At 34.6% G+C, this 15,298-nt stretch carries 17 protein-coding genes; 6 read left to right on the forward strand and 11 right to left on the reverse strand.

The genetic code is table 11. From position 1 onward, the window contains the following. Positions 1–85 precede the first annotated feature (85 nt). On the forward strand, positions 86–748 hold the full coding sequence (gene elbB / locus RMA94_RS04830; RefSeq protein ID WP_311082040.1) for an isoprenoid biosynthesis glyoxalase ElbB: 663 nt from the start codon (positions 86–88) through the stop codon (positions 746–748). 44 nt (positions 749–792) lie between these two features. Here the strand turns inward: elbB and RMA94_RS04835 are convergent, their stop codons facing one another. From RMA94_RS04835 to RMA94_RS04845, 3 genes are all read right to left on the reverse strand, one after another. After that, positions 793–1,134 carry a DHCW motif cupin fold protein gene (locus RMA94_RS04835; protein ID WP_311082042.1) on the reverse strand — a complete coding sequence of 114 codons (342 nt, stop codon included), beginning with the start codon at positions 1,132–1,134 and terminating at the stop codon, positions 793–795. Positions 1,135–1,268: 134 nt separating this feature from the next. Next, a complete protein-coding gene (locus RMA94_RS04840) occupies positions 1,269–2,048 on the reverse strand; it encodes a hypothetical protein (protein WP_311082044.1) in 780 nt (259 codons plus the stop codon). Positions 2,049–2,192: 144 nt separating this feature from the next. After that, positions 2,193–2,750, reverse strand: coding sequence for an NAD(P)H-dependent oxidoreductase (locus tag RMA94_RS04845; protein ID WP_068613980.1), 558 nt, complete (start codon positions 2,748–2,750; stop codon positions 2,193–2,195). A 116-nt stretch (positions 2,751–2,866) separates the two neighbouring features. Between RMA94_RS04845 and RMA94_RS04850 the strand changes: the two genes are divergently transcribed. Continuing rightward, on the forward strand, positions 2,867–3,202 hold the full coding sequence (locus tag RMA94_RS04850; RefSeq protein WP_005066976.1) for a helix-turn-helix domain-containing protein: 336 nt from the start codon (positions 2,867–2,869) through the stop codon (positions 3,200–3,202). Positions 3,203–3,229: 27 nt separating this feature from the next. Further along, positions 3,230–3,448: a DUF6500 family protein gene (locus RMA94_RS04855; RefSeq protein WP_311082047.1), complete on the forward strand. Its 219-nt coding sequence runs from the start codon at positions 3,230–3,232 to the stop codon at positions 3,446–3,448. 61 nt (positions 3,449–3,509) lie between these two features. Here the strand turns inward: RMA94_RS04855 and RMA94_RS04860 are convergent, their stop codons facing one another. From RMA94_RS04860 to RMA94_RS04875, 4 genes are all read right to left on the reverse strand, one after another. Continuing rightward, positions 3,510–4,391: a hypothetical protein gene (locus tag RMA94_RS04860; protein WP_311082049.1), complete on the reverse strand. Its 882-nt coding sequence runs from the start codon at positions 4,389–4,391 to the stop codon at positions 3,510–3,512. A gap of 181 nt (positions 4,392–4,572) precedes the next feature. Further along, positions 4,573–5,742, reverse strand: a complete 1,170-nt coding sequence (locus RMA94_RS04865) for a hypothetical protein (RefSeq protein ID WP_146064301.1) — start codon at positions 5,740–5,742, stop codon at positions 4,573–4,575. Continuing rightward, the gene (locus RMA94_RS04870) at positions 5,732–6,769 is read right to left on the reverse strand and encodes a nucleoid-associated protein (RefSeq protein WP_104075383.1); all 1,038 of its coding nucleotides are present in this window, start codon (positions 6,767–6,769) and stop codon (positions 5,732–5,734) included. Before RMA94_RS04870 ends, RMA94_RS04865 begins: the two co-directional genes overlap by 11 nt. Positions 6,770–7,032: 263 nt before the next feature. Further along, positions 7,033–7,584: a TetR/AcrR family transcriptional regulator gene (locus RMA94_RS04875; RefSeq protein WP_311082053.1), complete on the reverse strand. Its 552-nt coding sequence runs from the start codon at positions 7,582–7,584 to the stop codon at positions 7,033–7,035. A gap of 1,035 nt (positions 7,585–8,619) precedes the next feature. On the opposite strand from RMA94_RS04875, the gene RMA94_RS04880 reads away from it, so the two are divergent. Both RMA94_RS04880 and RMA94_RS04885 read left to right on the forward strand, forming a co-directional pair. Then, the gene (locus tag RMA94_RS04880) at positions 8,620–9,522 is read left to right on the forward strand and encodes a helix-turn-helix transcriptional regulator (RefSeq protein WP_311082054.1); all 903 of its coding nucleotides are present in this window, start codon (positions 8,620–8,622) and stop codon (positions 9,520–9,522) included. A 111-nt stretch (positions 9,523–9,633) separates the two neighbouring features. Beyond that, the gene (locus tag RMA94_RS04885; RefSeq protein ID WP_119684532.1) at positions 9,634–10,635 is read left to right on the forward strand and encodes an aldo/keto reductase; all 1,002 of its coding nucleotides are present in this window, start codon (positions 9,634–9,636) and stop codon (positions 10,633–10,635) included. A gap of 160 nt (positions 10,636–10,795) precedes the next feature. Here RMA94_RS04885 and RMA94_RS04890 read toward each other — a convergent pair whose 3' ends face one another. The 3 genes from RMA94_RS04890 to RMA94_RS04900 form a co-directional block, all read right to left on the reverse strand. Then, a complete protein-coding gene (locus tag RMA94_RS04890; RefSeq protein WP_119684533.1) occupies positions 10,796–11,620 on the reverse strand; it encodes a hypothetical protein in 825 nt (274 codons plus the stop codon). Between the two features lie 4 nt (positions 11,621–11,624). Beyond that, a complete protein-coding gene (locus RMA94_RS04895; RefSeq protein ID WP_086399954.1) occupies positions 11,625–12,029 on the reverse strand; it encodes a hypothetical protein in 405 nt (134 codons plus the stop codon). Between the two features lie 356 nt (positions 12,030–12,385). Beyond that, complete coding sequence (locus RMA94_RS04900) at positions 12,386–13,129, reverse strand: hypothetical protein (protein WP_311082057.1); 744 nt, start codon at positions 13,127–13,129, stop codon at positions 12,386–12,388. Between the two features lie 229 nt (positions 13,130–13,358). On the opposite strand from RMA94_RS04900, the gene RMA94_RS04905 reads away from it, so the two are divergent. Then, positions 13,359–14,246 (forward strand): DMT family transporter, encoded by an 888-nt coding sequence (locus RMA94_RS04905; RefSeq protein ID WP_202724402.1) that lies wholly within the window; start codon positions 13,359–13,361, stop codon positions 14,244–14,246. On the opposite strand, the gene RMA94_RS04910 is transcribed toward RMA94_RS04905, so the two are convergent. Next, positions 14,243–15,163, reverse strand: coding sequence for a LysR family transcriptional regulator (locus RMA94_RS04910; RefSeq protein WP_151302221.1), 921 nt, complete (start codon positions 15,161–15,163; stop codon positions 14,243–14,245). The two genes, RMA94_RS04905 and RMA94_RS04910, sit on opposite strands and share 4 nt — an antisense overlap. Positions 15,164–15,298: the final 135 nt, after the last annotated feature.

The following is a 15,298-nucleotide window of genomic DNA, read 5'->3' on the forward strand; positions in this document are numbered from 1 at the left end:
ATTTCTGGCAAATCTGCGTATAAAAAATTTTTAGAAGCAAACTTAATATCTTTTACACATTTAAAAAAGGTGCTTAAGCAAGCAAATGAAAAAATTAGCAGTGATTTTATCGGGTTGTGGTTATTTAGATGGTTCTGAAATTAGAGAATCAGTTTTAACCCTGTTAGCTTTAGATACAGCCAATATTGAATATCAGATTTTTGCACCCGATGAGCCTTTGTTTCATGTCATTGACCATGTAAGCGGCGAAATAAACATGACTGAACAGAGAAATGTTTTACAAGAAGCAGCAAGAATTGCCCGAGGTGAAATTTCACTACTGCATAAACTTGATGCAAATGAATTTGATGGTCTTATTTTGCCAGGTGGTTTTGGCGTCGCAAAAAATTTATCAACGTTTGCCTTTAAAGGCGCAGAGGCACGAGTACATGGTACAGTGGCTTCAATTTTAAAAGTGTTTCATCAGAGCAAGAAACCGATTGGGGCAATCTGTATTTCGCCTGCACTCTTGGCGCTTACGTTTGGAGAGTTACACCCAACTATTACCTTAGGGTCTGACCTTAACATTGCTAAGGAAATTGAAAAAACGGGTTCAATTCACCATGTTTGTCAAACCTCAGACTGTGTGGTCGATCAACAAAACTTATTTGTTACTACCCCTGCCTATATGGATGATCAAGCTGGTTTAAAGGATATCTATACAGGGATTACAAGCTTGGTTGAGGCGATGACAACTTTAGCAAATTAAGATGTTTGGTTAGGGATAGAGATTTCTATCCCTATAAAATCACTCTAATCAACTATAAGTAACTTCGCACCATTCAGGCTAAAAGACTGATGTGGCTCTGAATTGTCTCCGACTTGATAACTCATACCTGAAGTTAAAGTAAATGTTCTTCCGTCTTTCAATCTACTTTCTAACTTGCCTTCTAGGCAAAATAATATGTGCCCTTTTTCACACCAATGGTCAGCTAAATAGTTTGCTGAGTACTCGACAAGCCTTACTCTAATTTTATTTGTTTCTTCACCAAAAAATTGAGTTTTCCAATACGCTTTTCCAGTTTCACCACTATATTCAGTGACTTCAATTTCTTCCCAGTTTGTAATTTGAAATGGAAAAGGCGCGATATTCATAATTTTTTCCAAAGATGTATTATTGTGTTTTCAACTTATAGACAAAATTGGTTTTTGCAAACACTTTAAAAATATTATCTCTTAAACCCAATAGCTAACCAAGAAAGAAGTCCATTAGATTTCCCTAATTAGCTTTAATCCAAATCGAACACTTCTAATGACTCTACATAAGGCAAAATAAGATATTCATGATTAGATAAATGCTGTTCTAGTTGATTATGTGTAGTTTGATTGAATTGATAAAAGTTGCTCAACTCATTAAGCAATTCAGGAGTTTTATTTGCATCAAATTCTGGTGTTTTAATAAAATATAATAAGCTTGCACCTAAGCCAACATACTCTAAGTCATAGTTCTGATCTAAATGCTGAATTAGGCTAAAAGATTCAAACGGATTCAAATCACAAGTAAAGTATCCATTGAGGCATGCTGCAAATTTTTGAGTTTCAGTTTCACTGTTTACTAGCTTTACTTGAATAACTTCATCTAAAATTTTTTCAGGTTCAGCATTAATCTGTAGCAGAGTCGCTTGGTCTTCATCACAATAATTAAGTTTTTTTGGCAACTTATTAAAGTCTATATAATTTTCTCGCTTTAATAATTGTTCAATGTGGTATTGAAGTTCTAAAGGTCGAGTGTTATCCCAACTCGCTTCACTGTCATCTTCAATGAGTTCTGAAGCATCGAAGTAAAGCCCCTCTCCCATTGAAGCATGCATAGACGTGTATTCGCACTGTCCTATATCTTCTAAAAGTAATAATACTTTTTTAGGGAAATGTTTCTGCTTAATTTCTGAATATAAGTTAACAACATCGTTCCATGAGTTTATTTCACTGATTGTTGCGTAGCATATTAATTCATGAGCATCTTCAGTTATAAGGGAATTTTCTTTTTCTTTAATGCGAAAAACGGTCATAATTTTTTAAATTTAATCTATATTTAACGAACATTTATATCATAAATAAATCGTATATTTAACTTAATACCTTAATCCATGTTTTTAAAAAATCTTCTATATAAAAGACCCAAACCTCACGCTTAGGTCTCCTCCTCTTAAAAATTACTCAGACAACGCTAATAACTTCTGAACATACTCAATCGCATTATTTTCTATATCTTGGTGCGTCGGAATATCATCATCTTCTGATGGATTGGTATCTAAACCATAAAATGCATGAAGTGGTTGATAGTCCGCTCCAATATATAAAGCTGTTAGCTTAAAGGGAGTAAAAATCTGCTCTAAAGAAAGCTTATATTCACCATACTCTGAATAGACCTTTTCTTTTACACCAGCAGACACAGCCAACATAAACTTCTTATTTTTAAGCTTGTCACCTGTTGAACCATACGCCCACCCATACGTCAAAACCTCATCAAGCCATTGTTTCAAAAGCGGTGGACAGTTAAACCAATACACTGGAAATTGAAAAACTAAATTTTCGTGTTCTTCTACCAATGCTTGCTCTTTGGCAACATCAATTACGCCATCTGGATAGGCTTGATAAATTTGATGAACCGTAAATTGGTCTGGGTGTTTTTCTAGTTCCTCTACCCATCTTTTATTTACAACAGACTGGTCTATGTGAGGGTGAGTAACAATGACTAATGTCTTTTTCATTATGAAAACACTCTTATCGGAAAGTTGATAAATCGATTATAGAAGTGTGCTTTCCTAAATATAAGTACGGTAATTTGTGTTATATACTATACTAAAAGATAGTGTAGATTTTAAAAATGACTGAATGCGTTCCATCACATACGCCATTAGAAGAGACAGGTTTTGGCTACACCCTTTCTTTGATTAATGGCAAATATAAAATGATTATTATGTATTGGCTGTATGAAAAAAATGTCATGCGTTTTAATGAGATGCAACGCTGCATTGGCAATATTTCATTTAGAACACTCAGCAATACACTTAAAGAGTTAGAAAGAGACGAGCTTATTATTCGTAAGGAATATCCTCAAATTCCGCCAAAGGTTGAATATCGCCTTTCAGAAAGAGGACAGTCTTTGATTCCTTTATTAGATATGATGTGCGATTGGGGCGAACGTAATAAGTCGTCTTAGTTTTATAGACTTGAAGTGATACTAAATATGAGAAATGAATTAAGAGAAATTTTTATTAAGGGATGTGACGATAAAATTGAAAAGAAGGGAGACAATGTGGGTCTATCTTTTTATGCTTTTTTTAAAAATAAGAACGATAACCCTGAGTTACTGATGGAAGCAGCGCATTGGTGGATTATGGTACACAAGCTAGATCACTTCGAGAAGGCAGTTAAGATTAAACAGTTGGTTTTAAATGAGCGGTAATTAGAGTTATTCGAAAAGGCTTAAATTCAAGCCTTTTCATTATTTTAAACTTAAAAATTAATTATTTAACATAAGGCCAAACATCAGGATCTATATATTCTTCATCGATATGATAACCCTCAGCCTTAGCTTTTCTTTCTTCCTTTTCCCGATATTTTTTATTTTCAATTAATCTTTTTTTAAACGCTTGCTCGAATTCACTAGGTGTCATTTTATCAGAGTCAGGAATTGAGTCTCTTTCATTGTATCGCACACTCTGAAAGCTAAATCTAAGCATATATTGTTCTTCATTCCGCTCATTCTTAGCTGTTCTTTTTAAACTGATATCTAAAATAACCCCATTAGCATACAACCTATAACCCAATGATTTTGTCGGGCTGTTGTTTATTATATTTTTCCACTCTTCAAAGCTAAAAATATAACTCGGGTCAATGACATCACGACTTTTCGATAGATGCTTAATATTATCTTCTTTAGCGATACGCGGAGCATCTGTAAAGAAATAGTTTTTCCAACCAGCCTGATTAATACGTTTCATTAAAGCTACATAGCTTTGATAAACCTGCTCTGAGGTAGCAAATTCTTCTTTTGTAAGGCCAGCATCAATATCTAAAACTTGGATCCCTTCATTTTTATCATATTGAGTTCCTAATACAGAGAAAACATGCTCAATCGATAAAGTATTAGAACCATTCTCTATAGTTATTTTTCCTAAGTTAGGAGGAGAAAATTGAAGTTCTCTAAAGCTAACACCAGCTGGATGATTATCGACATTTCCATCACTATATTTTGAAAAATCTTGAACACCTTGTTCACCCATATGCAAAGTGTAGGCTTGCTGATTCATAGTCAAATTCTCATTATGTTCTGATGTTGGCTGACAAGCGGAAAGTAATAATCCAAAAATACAGATTAGGAAATATTGTTTAAACTTTGCCATCATTACTATCTTTCCCTACTTTAAACTCTGCTTTGCTATTTCTCCATCCTGCAATAGTTTCTAATTCTTTTTCTAAAAAGTTTCTTCCTTTATCGCTTTGCATTAATAAATTATGAGAATGCTATGAATATAAACCATCATAAAAATCCTTATATTTAAACCAAGTTTATAATAATATTAACAATCAATTAAAACTTAATATAAAATAAGCCAATACAGTAGCAATAAAACCAAGCCAGACTATCCAGATTACTGCAGATAAAATATTTTTTTGAAAATTAATTCTTTTATACAAATTTTCAAAGTCTGGTTTTACTATTTCCTCAACAGAAGCATACTTCTTTTCGATCAAATCTTTCTTTCTATCAATTTCAAGCTTTATTATATTTAAAGTATCTTTCTGATTATTCATGACAAATGAAACTAGCAATGTAAAAAATAAAGCACCCAATAATATACAAGTATTAATTATAAACTGCCCTGTGTTAGGAGCAATTATTTTCATTTGTGTACCTACAACTACAGTAGCAATAGGAATACCAAGTATATGATTCTGAACATCTGAAATTACTTTATGTATTTTAGTCATCTCTTCAATTTTTGCTGACTCAGTTTCATCTTTAATTTTTTCATAAGAAAAACTTGCAACAAATAATTTATAACCATTATCAAAACTTCTTTTTAAATCACCAAGATTTTCTAAAATATGCTTAAATCTAAAATTTTTACTTACTGCTGAGCATATATTCTTAACTGACTCTGAAATAATAGATAATTTTTGTTCTTTGTGAGTATCTTCGAAAAAATATTCTCTCAACTTTAAAAGTAGATCCATATCTAAAGACATTAAATCATCAAAATCATATTTTACTGGTATTTCAAGTTTTTTATTATCCAAATAAATTAAAGTTTGAAAATCTTTATCAAAATAAATCGCACTAGGTATCAAAACCTCATTTATAAAATCTAATATAGCCTTATATCTTTTAAAATACTCTATCTGTTCTATATCAGGATCAAGACTGGATAATTTATCCTCTAAAAAATAAAAGTTCTTTTTTGGAAATTTAACTAAATTCATATTAGTTAAAAAATCTTTAAAATTAATATTAAAATAACCTATACGCGGTAATGGCTCACCGCGGTCTAGTAAAATTTTATCATTAACCTTCAACTCTTCTATATCTGTAAGAGTTGATAAACCAAAAGTGTGTACATCAGTCAAACAAGTTTTTAAATTTTCTAAGATTGTTTCATTTTTTATCAATAACTCCCCATGACGATAATGGTCTTGAAATACCATTTCGTCATATATTGAACTTAATAGTTCAAAACGTGGGTCATTACTCATCATCTTCCTCTTCACCAATTACTTCAATTAAATCATTATGTAAACTTTCTGAAACTTCACTTAAAGTAATAATCCGATTTTTTTGATCATACCTTAAATGCTGACTTCTAACCGCTACTCGATCAAACTTAAGAGTCCAGTGTTTCGATTTACCCTCATATCTTAATAACCCATTAATACTACGCCCATCAGGAATAAAACCGTCGATAATTTTATACTCATCTGAACCAAGCAATACTTTGAGTGTTTCTGGATCATCAGGATATACATGATTTGCTAAAGCATCTAAACTCAAAGCTCTTTTAGAAACACTTAATTCTTTTAAGTAGCTGAATGCATTATCAATAATTCTATCTCTTTCCTGATCGGTTTTACCTTCTAATGAGCTAGCAAATCTTTTAAGTACTTCAACAACTTTTTTTGATTCAGCAGATACTGCATGAACATCATTACAACCTATAAATTCTTTAAAGTATTTAGATACATCTGAATTACCTTTTAGAAAACTAATATACTTTGCATTTCCGCTAAGCCATTCTGTTAAATTAATTCGTCCAACCACACGTAGTTGGGTCAAATCAATATGCATACTATCAACGACTTCATATGTTTCAGTAATAGCAGTACCTAACACATCAGTTACAACGGCTACAAGAAAATAGTCTTCTGCTCCAATAGACATTTTTGATATTAAAACATACCCACCCTTAGCTAAAGATTGATTTTTAGCACAGAACTCGAGTCGCTCCATTAATTTAACTGATAACTCATGAAAAGAATTTTCCCCATCCAAATACTCTTTAAGATATTTCTGAGTTGGGTAATTATCTAAATTAGCTTCAAAAGTCCCAAAAGATTTCCCCGTAAGTTTTGAATATTTTTCATGTATTGCATCGATTAAACGTTGAGCTGAATCATTTACTGCCAAGGGACTACTTCTTAAAGTTAAAGTAGTTTCGCCAGTAGTATTAACTTCTTTTTCTAACTTATGGACAATGTATTCATTAATTTCACATATTGCTTGAACCATAAAAAAATAATCCTAAAAAATTAAAGATAGTTTATACATTAAATTATCTTTAAGTCTTTATAAATATTTTATATTTTTAATTTTATTATTACTATAGTAGATTGGAACTGTACGACATAAACTGTCGCCACAAGAAATTATAATATTTTTCTAATTAAATTTTAAATATTCCTAATATAGAGTATTTTTAATATTAAATTAATTTTTATTTAATTTAATCCTAAAATCATTATAAAAGCCCAACTCCCGTCGGGCCTTCCCCATCAAACCCGCTTTAAAAAATACTCAAGTAATGCGTCTCTGTCCTTTGCCTGATCTGAACCTAAAAGTCCAAAAATCGCGCCATCAATCATAAATACAAAAATATCAGACTCTTCATATGTTGCTCTTTTTTTAGATTCCCTCAGTACCCAAAAAATTTCATTTTTAAGCCAGCGCCTATATCTGAGTGCAGTTTGATAGGCATTTGGATAAAGCTTTTTAATTTCAAAAATCGCTTTAAACAAAAGGTAGTACGCACCTTTTAAGTCGGCATGTAAAAGGTAAATTTGCCTGAGCTGATGAACCAAATCTGGATATTGGCGAGCTTCGCTTATCGCCCTCACTTTTTCTTTTAACTGCTCTTTTTGAACCAATAAACACATTTCAATCAGTCTTTCTTTGGAGTGAAAGTAGTTGTAAAAAGTGGCTTTGGTAATTTTGGCCTCACTAACAATTCGGCCCACCCCGACCTTGTTAAAGCCATGTTGTTTAAATAACTCTGCTGCTGTGTATAGCGCCCGCGTCGCTCGAAAGGAAGCTTCTAAATTTTTCATGTATACCGCTTAAAATAATTTCTTGTTGTAAATAAAAGAGATAGAAATGCCGTCACTCTTAAATTGAGTGCTAAAAACAGGCATGCAAAAGCCGCACAAAAATGTGTGCTCGCCTATCTCGGGTTTTATTGTTGCTATGATTTTTTAGTCGTAATGACCTATGGCTTAAAACCTAGAGTCGGTTAAACCGTTTTAAAGACCAGTTGGGTATAGAGTCAAAGATTTTGGCGAAGGTAGCCAATGAGAGAGATGAAATAGTGCGCATGTGCGGACTCCTTGTGTGTAAAGGAGTTCTACCCGATCACTGTCAAATGATGGTGGTAGAACGAGAGAAGGTTGACAGACTGACACACAAGAATCAGCACGCACAAGGCGTCCCTCCCTCGCCCTACCGCTACGAAGGGGGACGAACGAGTTCGCCACCAAAAAGAGAACTTTTTGATGTCTTGTGTGTTATATCGATCTGTCAAAATCGACTGGCAATGTGGCCAGCAGGCAAAGGATAATCCGCGTGTTTTGGAGTGTCAATGTAAGGTTGAATAGAAATTGGTTAAATAATTATTGTTGTTTATTCAATTAGATATTTAAGCTAAAAAGACCTTTAACTTAAATTTAACGATATCATCATAATAGTAAAATTGGTGGCAGAACGAAAAGAGGTTAGCAGACTGGACACACAGAACCAGTACACTCGAAAGTGTCCCCTTATCGCTCTACCATAGAATGGTGACAAAACGAAAGGGGTTAGCAGACTGGGTACAGCACCAGCACACTCGAAGATGTCCCCTTATCGTTCTACCCTAGAGTAGTTTGCAGACAAAGAATAATTCTCAAGTTTTTAAGTGTCAACACTCATATATTATTAATTTATAAAATATTTTTATTTCTATTGGCTCATTTTTTCATTGTTAATTTATCATTCATTTTCAAAACTGCTGAAATAACCCGATTGATCACGCTATAAATAAGAGCTACAGTAAATAAAGTTTGAATTTTATAACTTTAAATAAATTGATAATGCATGCAGGCAAAGACATGGAAACCATACATGATTTTTATCGCCGCTTTTCTTTAACCAGAGATAGCGATTACTCGGTTCCATCGACTTCGTTTGGACATTTTAACGTGTTCCAACGCGATGCTTGCTCGTTCCTAACACCTTATAGCCGCCGCGATTATTATAAAATTTCACTGGTTTTAGGCACAGGCGAACTTCACTACGCTAACCGCTGGATACGAGTTGACCGCCCTGCTTTGCTGTTCTCAAACCCCATGGTTCCCTACGCTTGGGAAATTAATTCGCCCGAACAGGCAGGCTGGTTTTGCCTATTTACCGAAGAGTTTGTAAACCAAGAGTCGCGACAAAGCTTTTTAAAAGACTCACCACTGTTTAAGGTCGACGGCGACCCATTGTATTTTTTAAACGACCAACAGGTTGGAGAAATTTCATTTATTTTCAAAAAGATGATGAATGACATAAATTCAGACTATATTCATAAATACAACGTTTTAAGAAACTATTTGCACCTACTTGTGCACGAAGCCATGAAAATGCAACCGACCCAACAGTTTGAAAAACATAGCAATGCTGCGGTTCGGATTTGCCATTTATTCTTTGAATTATTAGAACGCCAGTTCCCCATCGATTCGCCCCATTTTCAGCTTAAACTCAAAACGGCAAATGATTTTGCCTATGGCTTGTCGGTGCATGTGAACCATTTAAACCGAGCTGTAAAAGAAGCCACAGGCAAAACCACCTCTGAACATATTAGCTCGCGCATTACGCAAGAAGCGAAAGCACTGCTACAACACACCAGTTGGAATATTTCCGAAATTGCCTATAGCTTAGGCTTTGAATATTCAGCATATTTCACCAACTTCTTTAAGAAAAATACGGGATTTTCGCCTAAAAAATTCCGCGAAGACTGTGTGGCCTAAAAAAAGATTGTTTGAATTTTATAATTATTGGTTTGAATGTTATACGTCAGTTTGAGCCAAAGCATTTTATAGTTTTTCTACTCAAGTGATTTTGCAAAAAGAGTGTGAAAAATGAAATATAGAACTTTAGGACAAACAGGCGAAAAAGTATCAGCACTTGGTTTAGGTTGCATGGGAATGAGCTTTGCCTATGGTGCCTCAGACGACACACAAAGCATTGCAACTCTAGAAAAGGCCTTAGACCTCGGCATTAACTTTTGGGACACGGCCGACATGTACGGCAACGGCGCAAACGAAGTTTTACTCTCAAAAGTTTTAGAAAAACATCGCGACAAAGTGTTCTTAGCGACCAAATTTGGCTTTCGTTATAAAGAAGACAACCTTAACCCACAAAACTCTTTAGAGTCTTATATCGACGGTTCTCCTGAGTGGATTAAAGTTGCGGTCGAAAACAGTTTAAGACGTTTAAATACAGACGTGATTGATTTGTATTATGCACACCGCATTGACCCGAATGTTCCAGTTGAAGACACGATTGGTGCAATGGCCGACTTGGTGCAACAAGGTAAAGTTCGTTATTTAGGACTCAGTGAAGCATCGGCTGAAACCATTCGTAAAGCACATGCGATTCACCCGATTGCAGCGGTTCAGCATGAATATTCACTACTTACCCGTGAGTTTGAGCAAACCCATTTGCAAACCATTCGTGAGTTAGGCATTAGCCTTGTGCCGTATTCACCGCTGTCACGTGGTTTAATCACCAATACGCTTGATGTGGGTAGCCTAGACGAAAGTGATTTCCGTCGCCAATTACCACGCTATCAGGGCGATAACTGGAAAAATAACCAAAGCTTGGCACAAGCATTTAGTGACTTTGCCCAAAGCAAAAATGCGACAGCGGCTCAACTGGCTTTGGCTTGGATTTTGGCGCAAGGTGACGACATTATTCCAATTCCGGGTACGCGTAAAATCGAGCGCCTTGTAGAAAATGCGGGTGCTGTAGACCTTCATTTAACAGCGGCAGATTTGGCAGAAATCGACGCGATTATTGCGAGATATCCAAACATGGGCGCACGCTATAACGCTCAGCAACTTGCTGCGGTGAATCATTAATTAGGTAACAATATTTAAGAAAAGCTTGGAGAAATAAGCTCCAAGCTTTTGGTAGAAAACAATAAGTTATTCAAAGAAAAATTTATATTTCCATATAAAATAAAAACCATTGCTCAATCTTATCTAAATTGAGTAATAGATTTTAAGTGCTTAATAATTCTTATTGTGAATCAATAATTTTATTTGCAATATGAATCAATTGATCTGGCTGCAAGTTTTGTCCATTAATTTGATAATAATTACTGTTATATACAAATGTTACTTTATCTATTAAGTCAGAAGGTAATCTTTCATATCTTGCAGGAGTATTATTATTTAACTCAAAATTCATCGACTCAGTAATAAATTGATGACTTGATTCATTAGGTTTTAGAAATGATTGTTCAATTTCAACTTTTTGATTATTATTTTCATATAGTTTATAAACACTATTCCAACCATTATCACTATCATAACGACCAAATGCTTGTGCTCCTGTAAGTTTCAAATTATAGGCATTTAAAATACTATCGTTAACTCCTTTAAAACCATCTAATTTAGACTCTATATTTTTAATTCCTTCTTCTTTTAACGTTTCTCTAGCCTTATCTAGCTCTTCAAACTCTTGCTGTTTTATTCCCCCAGTTAAACTACCTTTTTCATTTAAATTTCTCAAAGCCCTCTCAGCATCTCTTCTACTTACCGGATCAAGCTCAGAAATTGATAAGTATACAACACCATTATTTTTAGCACCCTTTTCCATAATCGAGTTAAATTTAACTTCAGACATAAAATACTCTTCTTGAGAAGCTGTATTTTTTGCAGTGTTCATTTTTTGCTGCGTTAGGTCATTAACCTTAGTATTATTCGGTTTATTACTATGAAAAACTATGTTTTTTTCTGTAGGTACCGATTTGGTAGTTTCTATGTTTGAATTACTACTATAAAAATAAAAAATCAAACTAACTAATAAAATTAGGCCAAAAATTATAATTATATTTTTCAAAATCTTAACTCCAAGGCCAACCTTGACCTAAATTGCATGTTGTTGCACTTGTCGTAGATGTCCGTATATCCATAAGAGAAAATCTTATGGCATGATGTCCATTAACAGTCCATGACGTATAGATTTTTGAATCAACATATCCAGCGTATGCTCGCCAAGTCCATTCATAAGCGTAGGCAGAATCGATTGATCTTACAGCTCCCCCTTTTGACCTTTGAAATGATCTCACCCATAAATCGTGGGAATCATTTACATAATAACTTATAGATTCATTATGCTCGCCAAAACCTACAGGAGTTACTGCAAAGCAATTTCCTCTACTTGCCATAATAGGAAGTTTTCCCATCGGTGCTGCTTGGATTACTTGAGTAGTTATAGCTAAAGTTAAACCTAAAAATAATTTTTTCATACTTAATCCTAAAACTTCTATAATTATATTTTCAATATTTTAAAGTTTTTTAATATTATATTTTCATATAAACAATTACAAGTTAAAACCATGCATAAACCATTGCAGCAAGAAGAAAATCAGAATTATTAAAACAAGAATAACAATTAAAATTTTTTCTACAGTTTTCATAATTAATACCTATTCATTTTAAAGTTTTATTAAATACACTTCAAACCATGTTACTTTTTATCCTTTAAAGGCACAATATCATCTATAAAACAAGTATTAGTTACGAATGACTGAGACATATGCCATTGTATATATCTTAGTTTATTTACAGTTAAATAAAATAATCAATAAAAATCATTATTCTCTTATTTTCCAGACTCAACTTTTAAAAAAGTTCCATCAGCATATACGTTATGCCCAAAGCCACAACCCGCGTTACCCTCATTTTGTTTGACCAGAATATAATTGCCTAATTTTGCGTTAGATTTAAAATCGAGCTGAATGCGGCAGTCTTCATTTTTATAAACCGTTTGCTTTTTATTAGTCGGTATTTTGGTGTCGAACTCACCCATGTTTGGGCCATAGATCAAGCTTCTAAGTCCCATATATAAACCGGCATAGCTAATTGCATATTGGCCCTGCTTACGGCTTACCGTGATGTGATCCCACTCACCAAAACCTGAGTAACGGACGTATTCACCCGACAAATCATTTGATGCTTTAGGTTGAGGCAGCTGCTTAAGGTTAAATTGACTAGACTTTGATTTTTCATCGAGCATAAACCATGCTCTTGCCCAAAGTGGCTGACCCAATTTGGCATAGGCTAAGCCCACATTATTGTTGGCAACTTCAATATCACGGTCAGTAAATTTAACGGTAGTTTCATCTTCATTGGCCTTACAAAAAGCAGTCCAAGAGGCTTGGTTTTGGAAATTTTCGAGCGCTTTTTTATATTGTTTTTGGTCGTAGAATTTCTTACCTAAACTCGCGTATTGCTTCACTTTATTACAGCTTTGTTGTAGCTCTTGTTCATAAGAAAACTCTGCATGCGTGACCGCCAAAGCTGAAAGTGTAAGAACCGCGCAGCCTGTAATAATTGATTTAATCATTTTTAAAATTCTTTAATAATTAACTAATTATATAATATGAGCTGGCGCTCTAAATCACAATTCTCTGAAACAAAAGTCTATAGAATGCCTTTAGTCTTAAATAAAAATTTATTAAATCAATTCAAAATAAATCATTGAAAATATTAAGCGTTAATTGGTTATTTTTGTTGAATATTCATCCAAAAAATATTGTAGACTGCATGCGTAAAACTTAGGAAGAATTATAAGAGTGAATAATCTAATTATTGGAAGCCTATTTGCGCTTTGTGCAGCTGCACTCAATGCCTCTATTGGTGTAATTAGTAAATTACTCATGCACAGTGGTTTAAACCCACAAGACATTGCCTTTTTAAAAACCATTATCGCCTTTTTCTTTTTAAGTGTGTTTTTATTTAAAGTCCCTGTTAGCCAAAAGATTGCTTTTATTAGCAGCACGCCAAGTAAACTCAGCGTTTTTACTCAAATTGCCATATGTGCTTTTTTAGGGATTTTCTCTTTATTCTTTTTCGAGACCATTGCCTATAACCACGGTGCTGCGGCCAATGTGGTAGTGGTACTCATGGCTTCGGCTGCCATCTCTGCCCTATTTTTTGGTCGGTTTATTTTAAAAGAAAGCATCTACATTCATTCGCTTATTGGAACATTATTGGCTGTCGCGGGAATTAGTATCATTTCATGGAAAGGTGAAAATAGCCTTTTAATGCTGATCAACGCTTCTATTGCCGGTACAGGTTATGGCCTATTTTCGGTTTTAGTGAAAAAGTTCAAATTAAACGGCGGACTATTTCTGACTAAATACTTACTGCTGTTTGGTAGCATTTATCTTGCGGTTCCGTTTTTAATTAATTTTCACAGCATTAATTTTAATAGTGACATTGTTTTAGGTTTGATTGGTTTAGCTGTTCTGCCGACCATCCTCGGCTTTTTCTGTACCACTAAAGCGTTGTCTTATATGAGTGCGGCCAAGGTACAGGTGACCGAGCTTTCTGAACCTATTTTCGCAGCGCTTATGGCTTGGGTTTTCATTCATGAACAGCCGACTTTATCGTTTTTATATGGCGCGATTTTTATTATTTTAGGCATCTTTTTAATGAACAGAGCGCCGAAATCAAACTAGCTGATTTCATTTATTTCGTTGGCGTGGTGACAAGCCACTTGCACCACACTGGCAAAATTAATTGCCATTTGCGAAGGGGCATGTTTCTTATAAGCAAGCCCTAAACCCACCGTAGGGACAGGGGCTTTCAAAGAGCGATAAGCAACGCCTTGTATTTGCAGTTGTTTGGTCGACTCAGGAACCAAAGACACCCCTAAATTTGCAGACACCAACGATAAAATTGACACAATTTGCGGAGCATTTTGTCCAATTTTTGGTTCAAAACCACGCTCATGACAGGCTTGTTTAATCGCATCAAAAAGCCCTGCACTAATGGATGGTGGCGAGACAATAAAATCAAGCTCTCGGAGTGCCGTTAAATCAATTTCTGGTGATGCATCGTCGAGTTGAAAAGACTCTGAAGGTAAAGCCGCAATGAGTGGTTCTGCTAATAATTCTTGAAGAATGAGACTATCTGGAATGTTACGTGGTGAGCGAATAATCGCGACATCTAAACGGTCTTCAAGCAATAAATCGATGAGAAGTAAGGTATTGGCTTCTTCAAGCTTTAAATTCACTTTCGAATATTGTTGCTGAAAATAACGAATGCATTTAGGAATGAGAGGATTCAGCATTGAAGTACCAGTAAAGCCTAATCGTAGTTGACCCACTTCGCCATTTGCCACTTGTTTAACAAGGTTGGCTGCATCTTCTACACGCTGCTGTACAGGCTGTATCGCATTTAAAAAGGCAAGCCCCGCTTCGGTCAGCTCCACCCCATGCGGGGAACGAATAAATAAATCTGCACCTAGCTCTTCTTCTAAGTCTCGTATTTGCATGCTTAAAGGCGGCTGGCTCATGTTTAAACGTTGCGCAGCTTTGGTAAAGTTTTTTTCTTCTGCTACCGCTAAGAAGTAGCGTATATGCCTGAGTTCCATTGCTATATATAAAACATATCATGATCTATTGTTAAATATATTAGAAAAATACCTCTCAAATTGCTAATTTTAATTTATCGAATTTTCTCGATGCAGCATGCCTTTAGGCACTGCTCTTTTTTCTGTCATGGTCAT

Origin of the sequence: Acinetobacter sp. V115_6, assembly GCF_031799025.1 — a bacterium.
Taxonomy (GTDB): Bacteria; Pseudomonadota; Gammaproteobacteria; order Pseudomonadales; family Moraxellaceae; genus Acinetobacter; species Acinetobacter pittii.

Excerpts from the sequence above, each read along its gene's own strand:
- elbB (WP_311082040.1), top strand. The coding sequence starts at position 86 with ATGAAAAAATTAGCAGTGATTTTATCGGGTTGTGGTTATTTAGATGGT.
- RMA94_RS04835 (WP_311082042.1), bottom strand. The coding sequence starts at position 1,134 with ATGAATATCGCGCCTTTTCCATTTCAAATTACAAACTGGGAAGAAATT.
- RMA94_RS04840 (WP_311082044.1), bottom strand. The coding sequence starts at position 2,048 with ATGACCGTTTTTCGCATTAAAGAAAAAGAAAATTCCCTTATAACTGAA.
- RMA94_RS04845 (WP_068613980.1), bottom strand. The coding sequence starts at position 2,750 with ATGAAAAAGACATTAGTCATTGTTACTCACCCTCACATAGACCAGTCT.
- RMA94_RS04850 (WP_005066976.1), top strand. The coding sequence starts at position 2,867 with ATGACTGAATGCGTTCCATCACATACGCCATTAGAAGAGACAGGTTTT.
- RMA94_RS04855 (WP_311082047.1), top strand. The coding sequence starts at position 3,230 with ATGAGAAATGAATTAAGAGAAATTTTTATTAAGGGATGTGACGATAAA.
- RMA94_RS04860 (WP_311082049.1), bottom strand. The coding sequence starts at position 4,391 with ATGATGGCAAAGTTTAAACAATATTTCCTAATCTGTATTTTTGGATTA.
- RMA94_RS04865 (WP_146064301.1), bottom strand. The coding sequence starts at position 5,742 with ATGATGAGTAATGACCCACGTTTTGAACTATTAAGTTCAATATATGAC.
- RMA94_RS04870 (WP_104075383.1), bottom strand. The coding sequence starts at position 6,769 with ATGGTTCAAGCAATATGTGAAATTAATGAATACATTGTCCATAAGTTA.
- RMA94_RS04875 (WP_311082053.1), bottom strand. The coding sequence starts at position 7,584 with ATGAAAAATTTAGAAGCTTCCTTTCGAGCGACGCGGGCGCTATACACA.
- RMA94_RS04880 (WP_311082054.1), top strand. The coding sequence starts at position 8,620 with ATGGAAACCATACATGATTTTTATCGCCGCTTTTCTTTAACCAGAGAT.
- RMA94_RS04885 (WP_119684532.1), top strand. The coding sequence starts at position 9,634 with ATGAAATATAGAACTTTAGGACAAACAGGCGAAAAAGTATCAGCACTT.
- RMA94_RS04895 (WP_086399954.1), bottom strand. The coding sequence starts at position 12,029 with ATGAAAAAATTATTTTTAGGTTTAACTTTAGCTATAACTACTCAAGTA.
- RMA94_RS04900 (WP_311082057.1), bottom strand. The coding sequence starts at position 13,129 with ATGATTAAATCAATTATTACAGGCTGCGCGGTTCTTACACTTTCAGCT.
- RMA94_RS04910 (WP_151302221.1), bottom strand. The coding sequence starts at position 15,163 with ATGGAACTCAGGCATATACGCTACTTCTTAGCGGTAGCAGAAGAAAAA.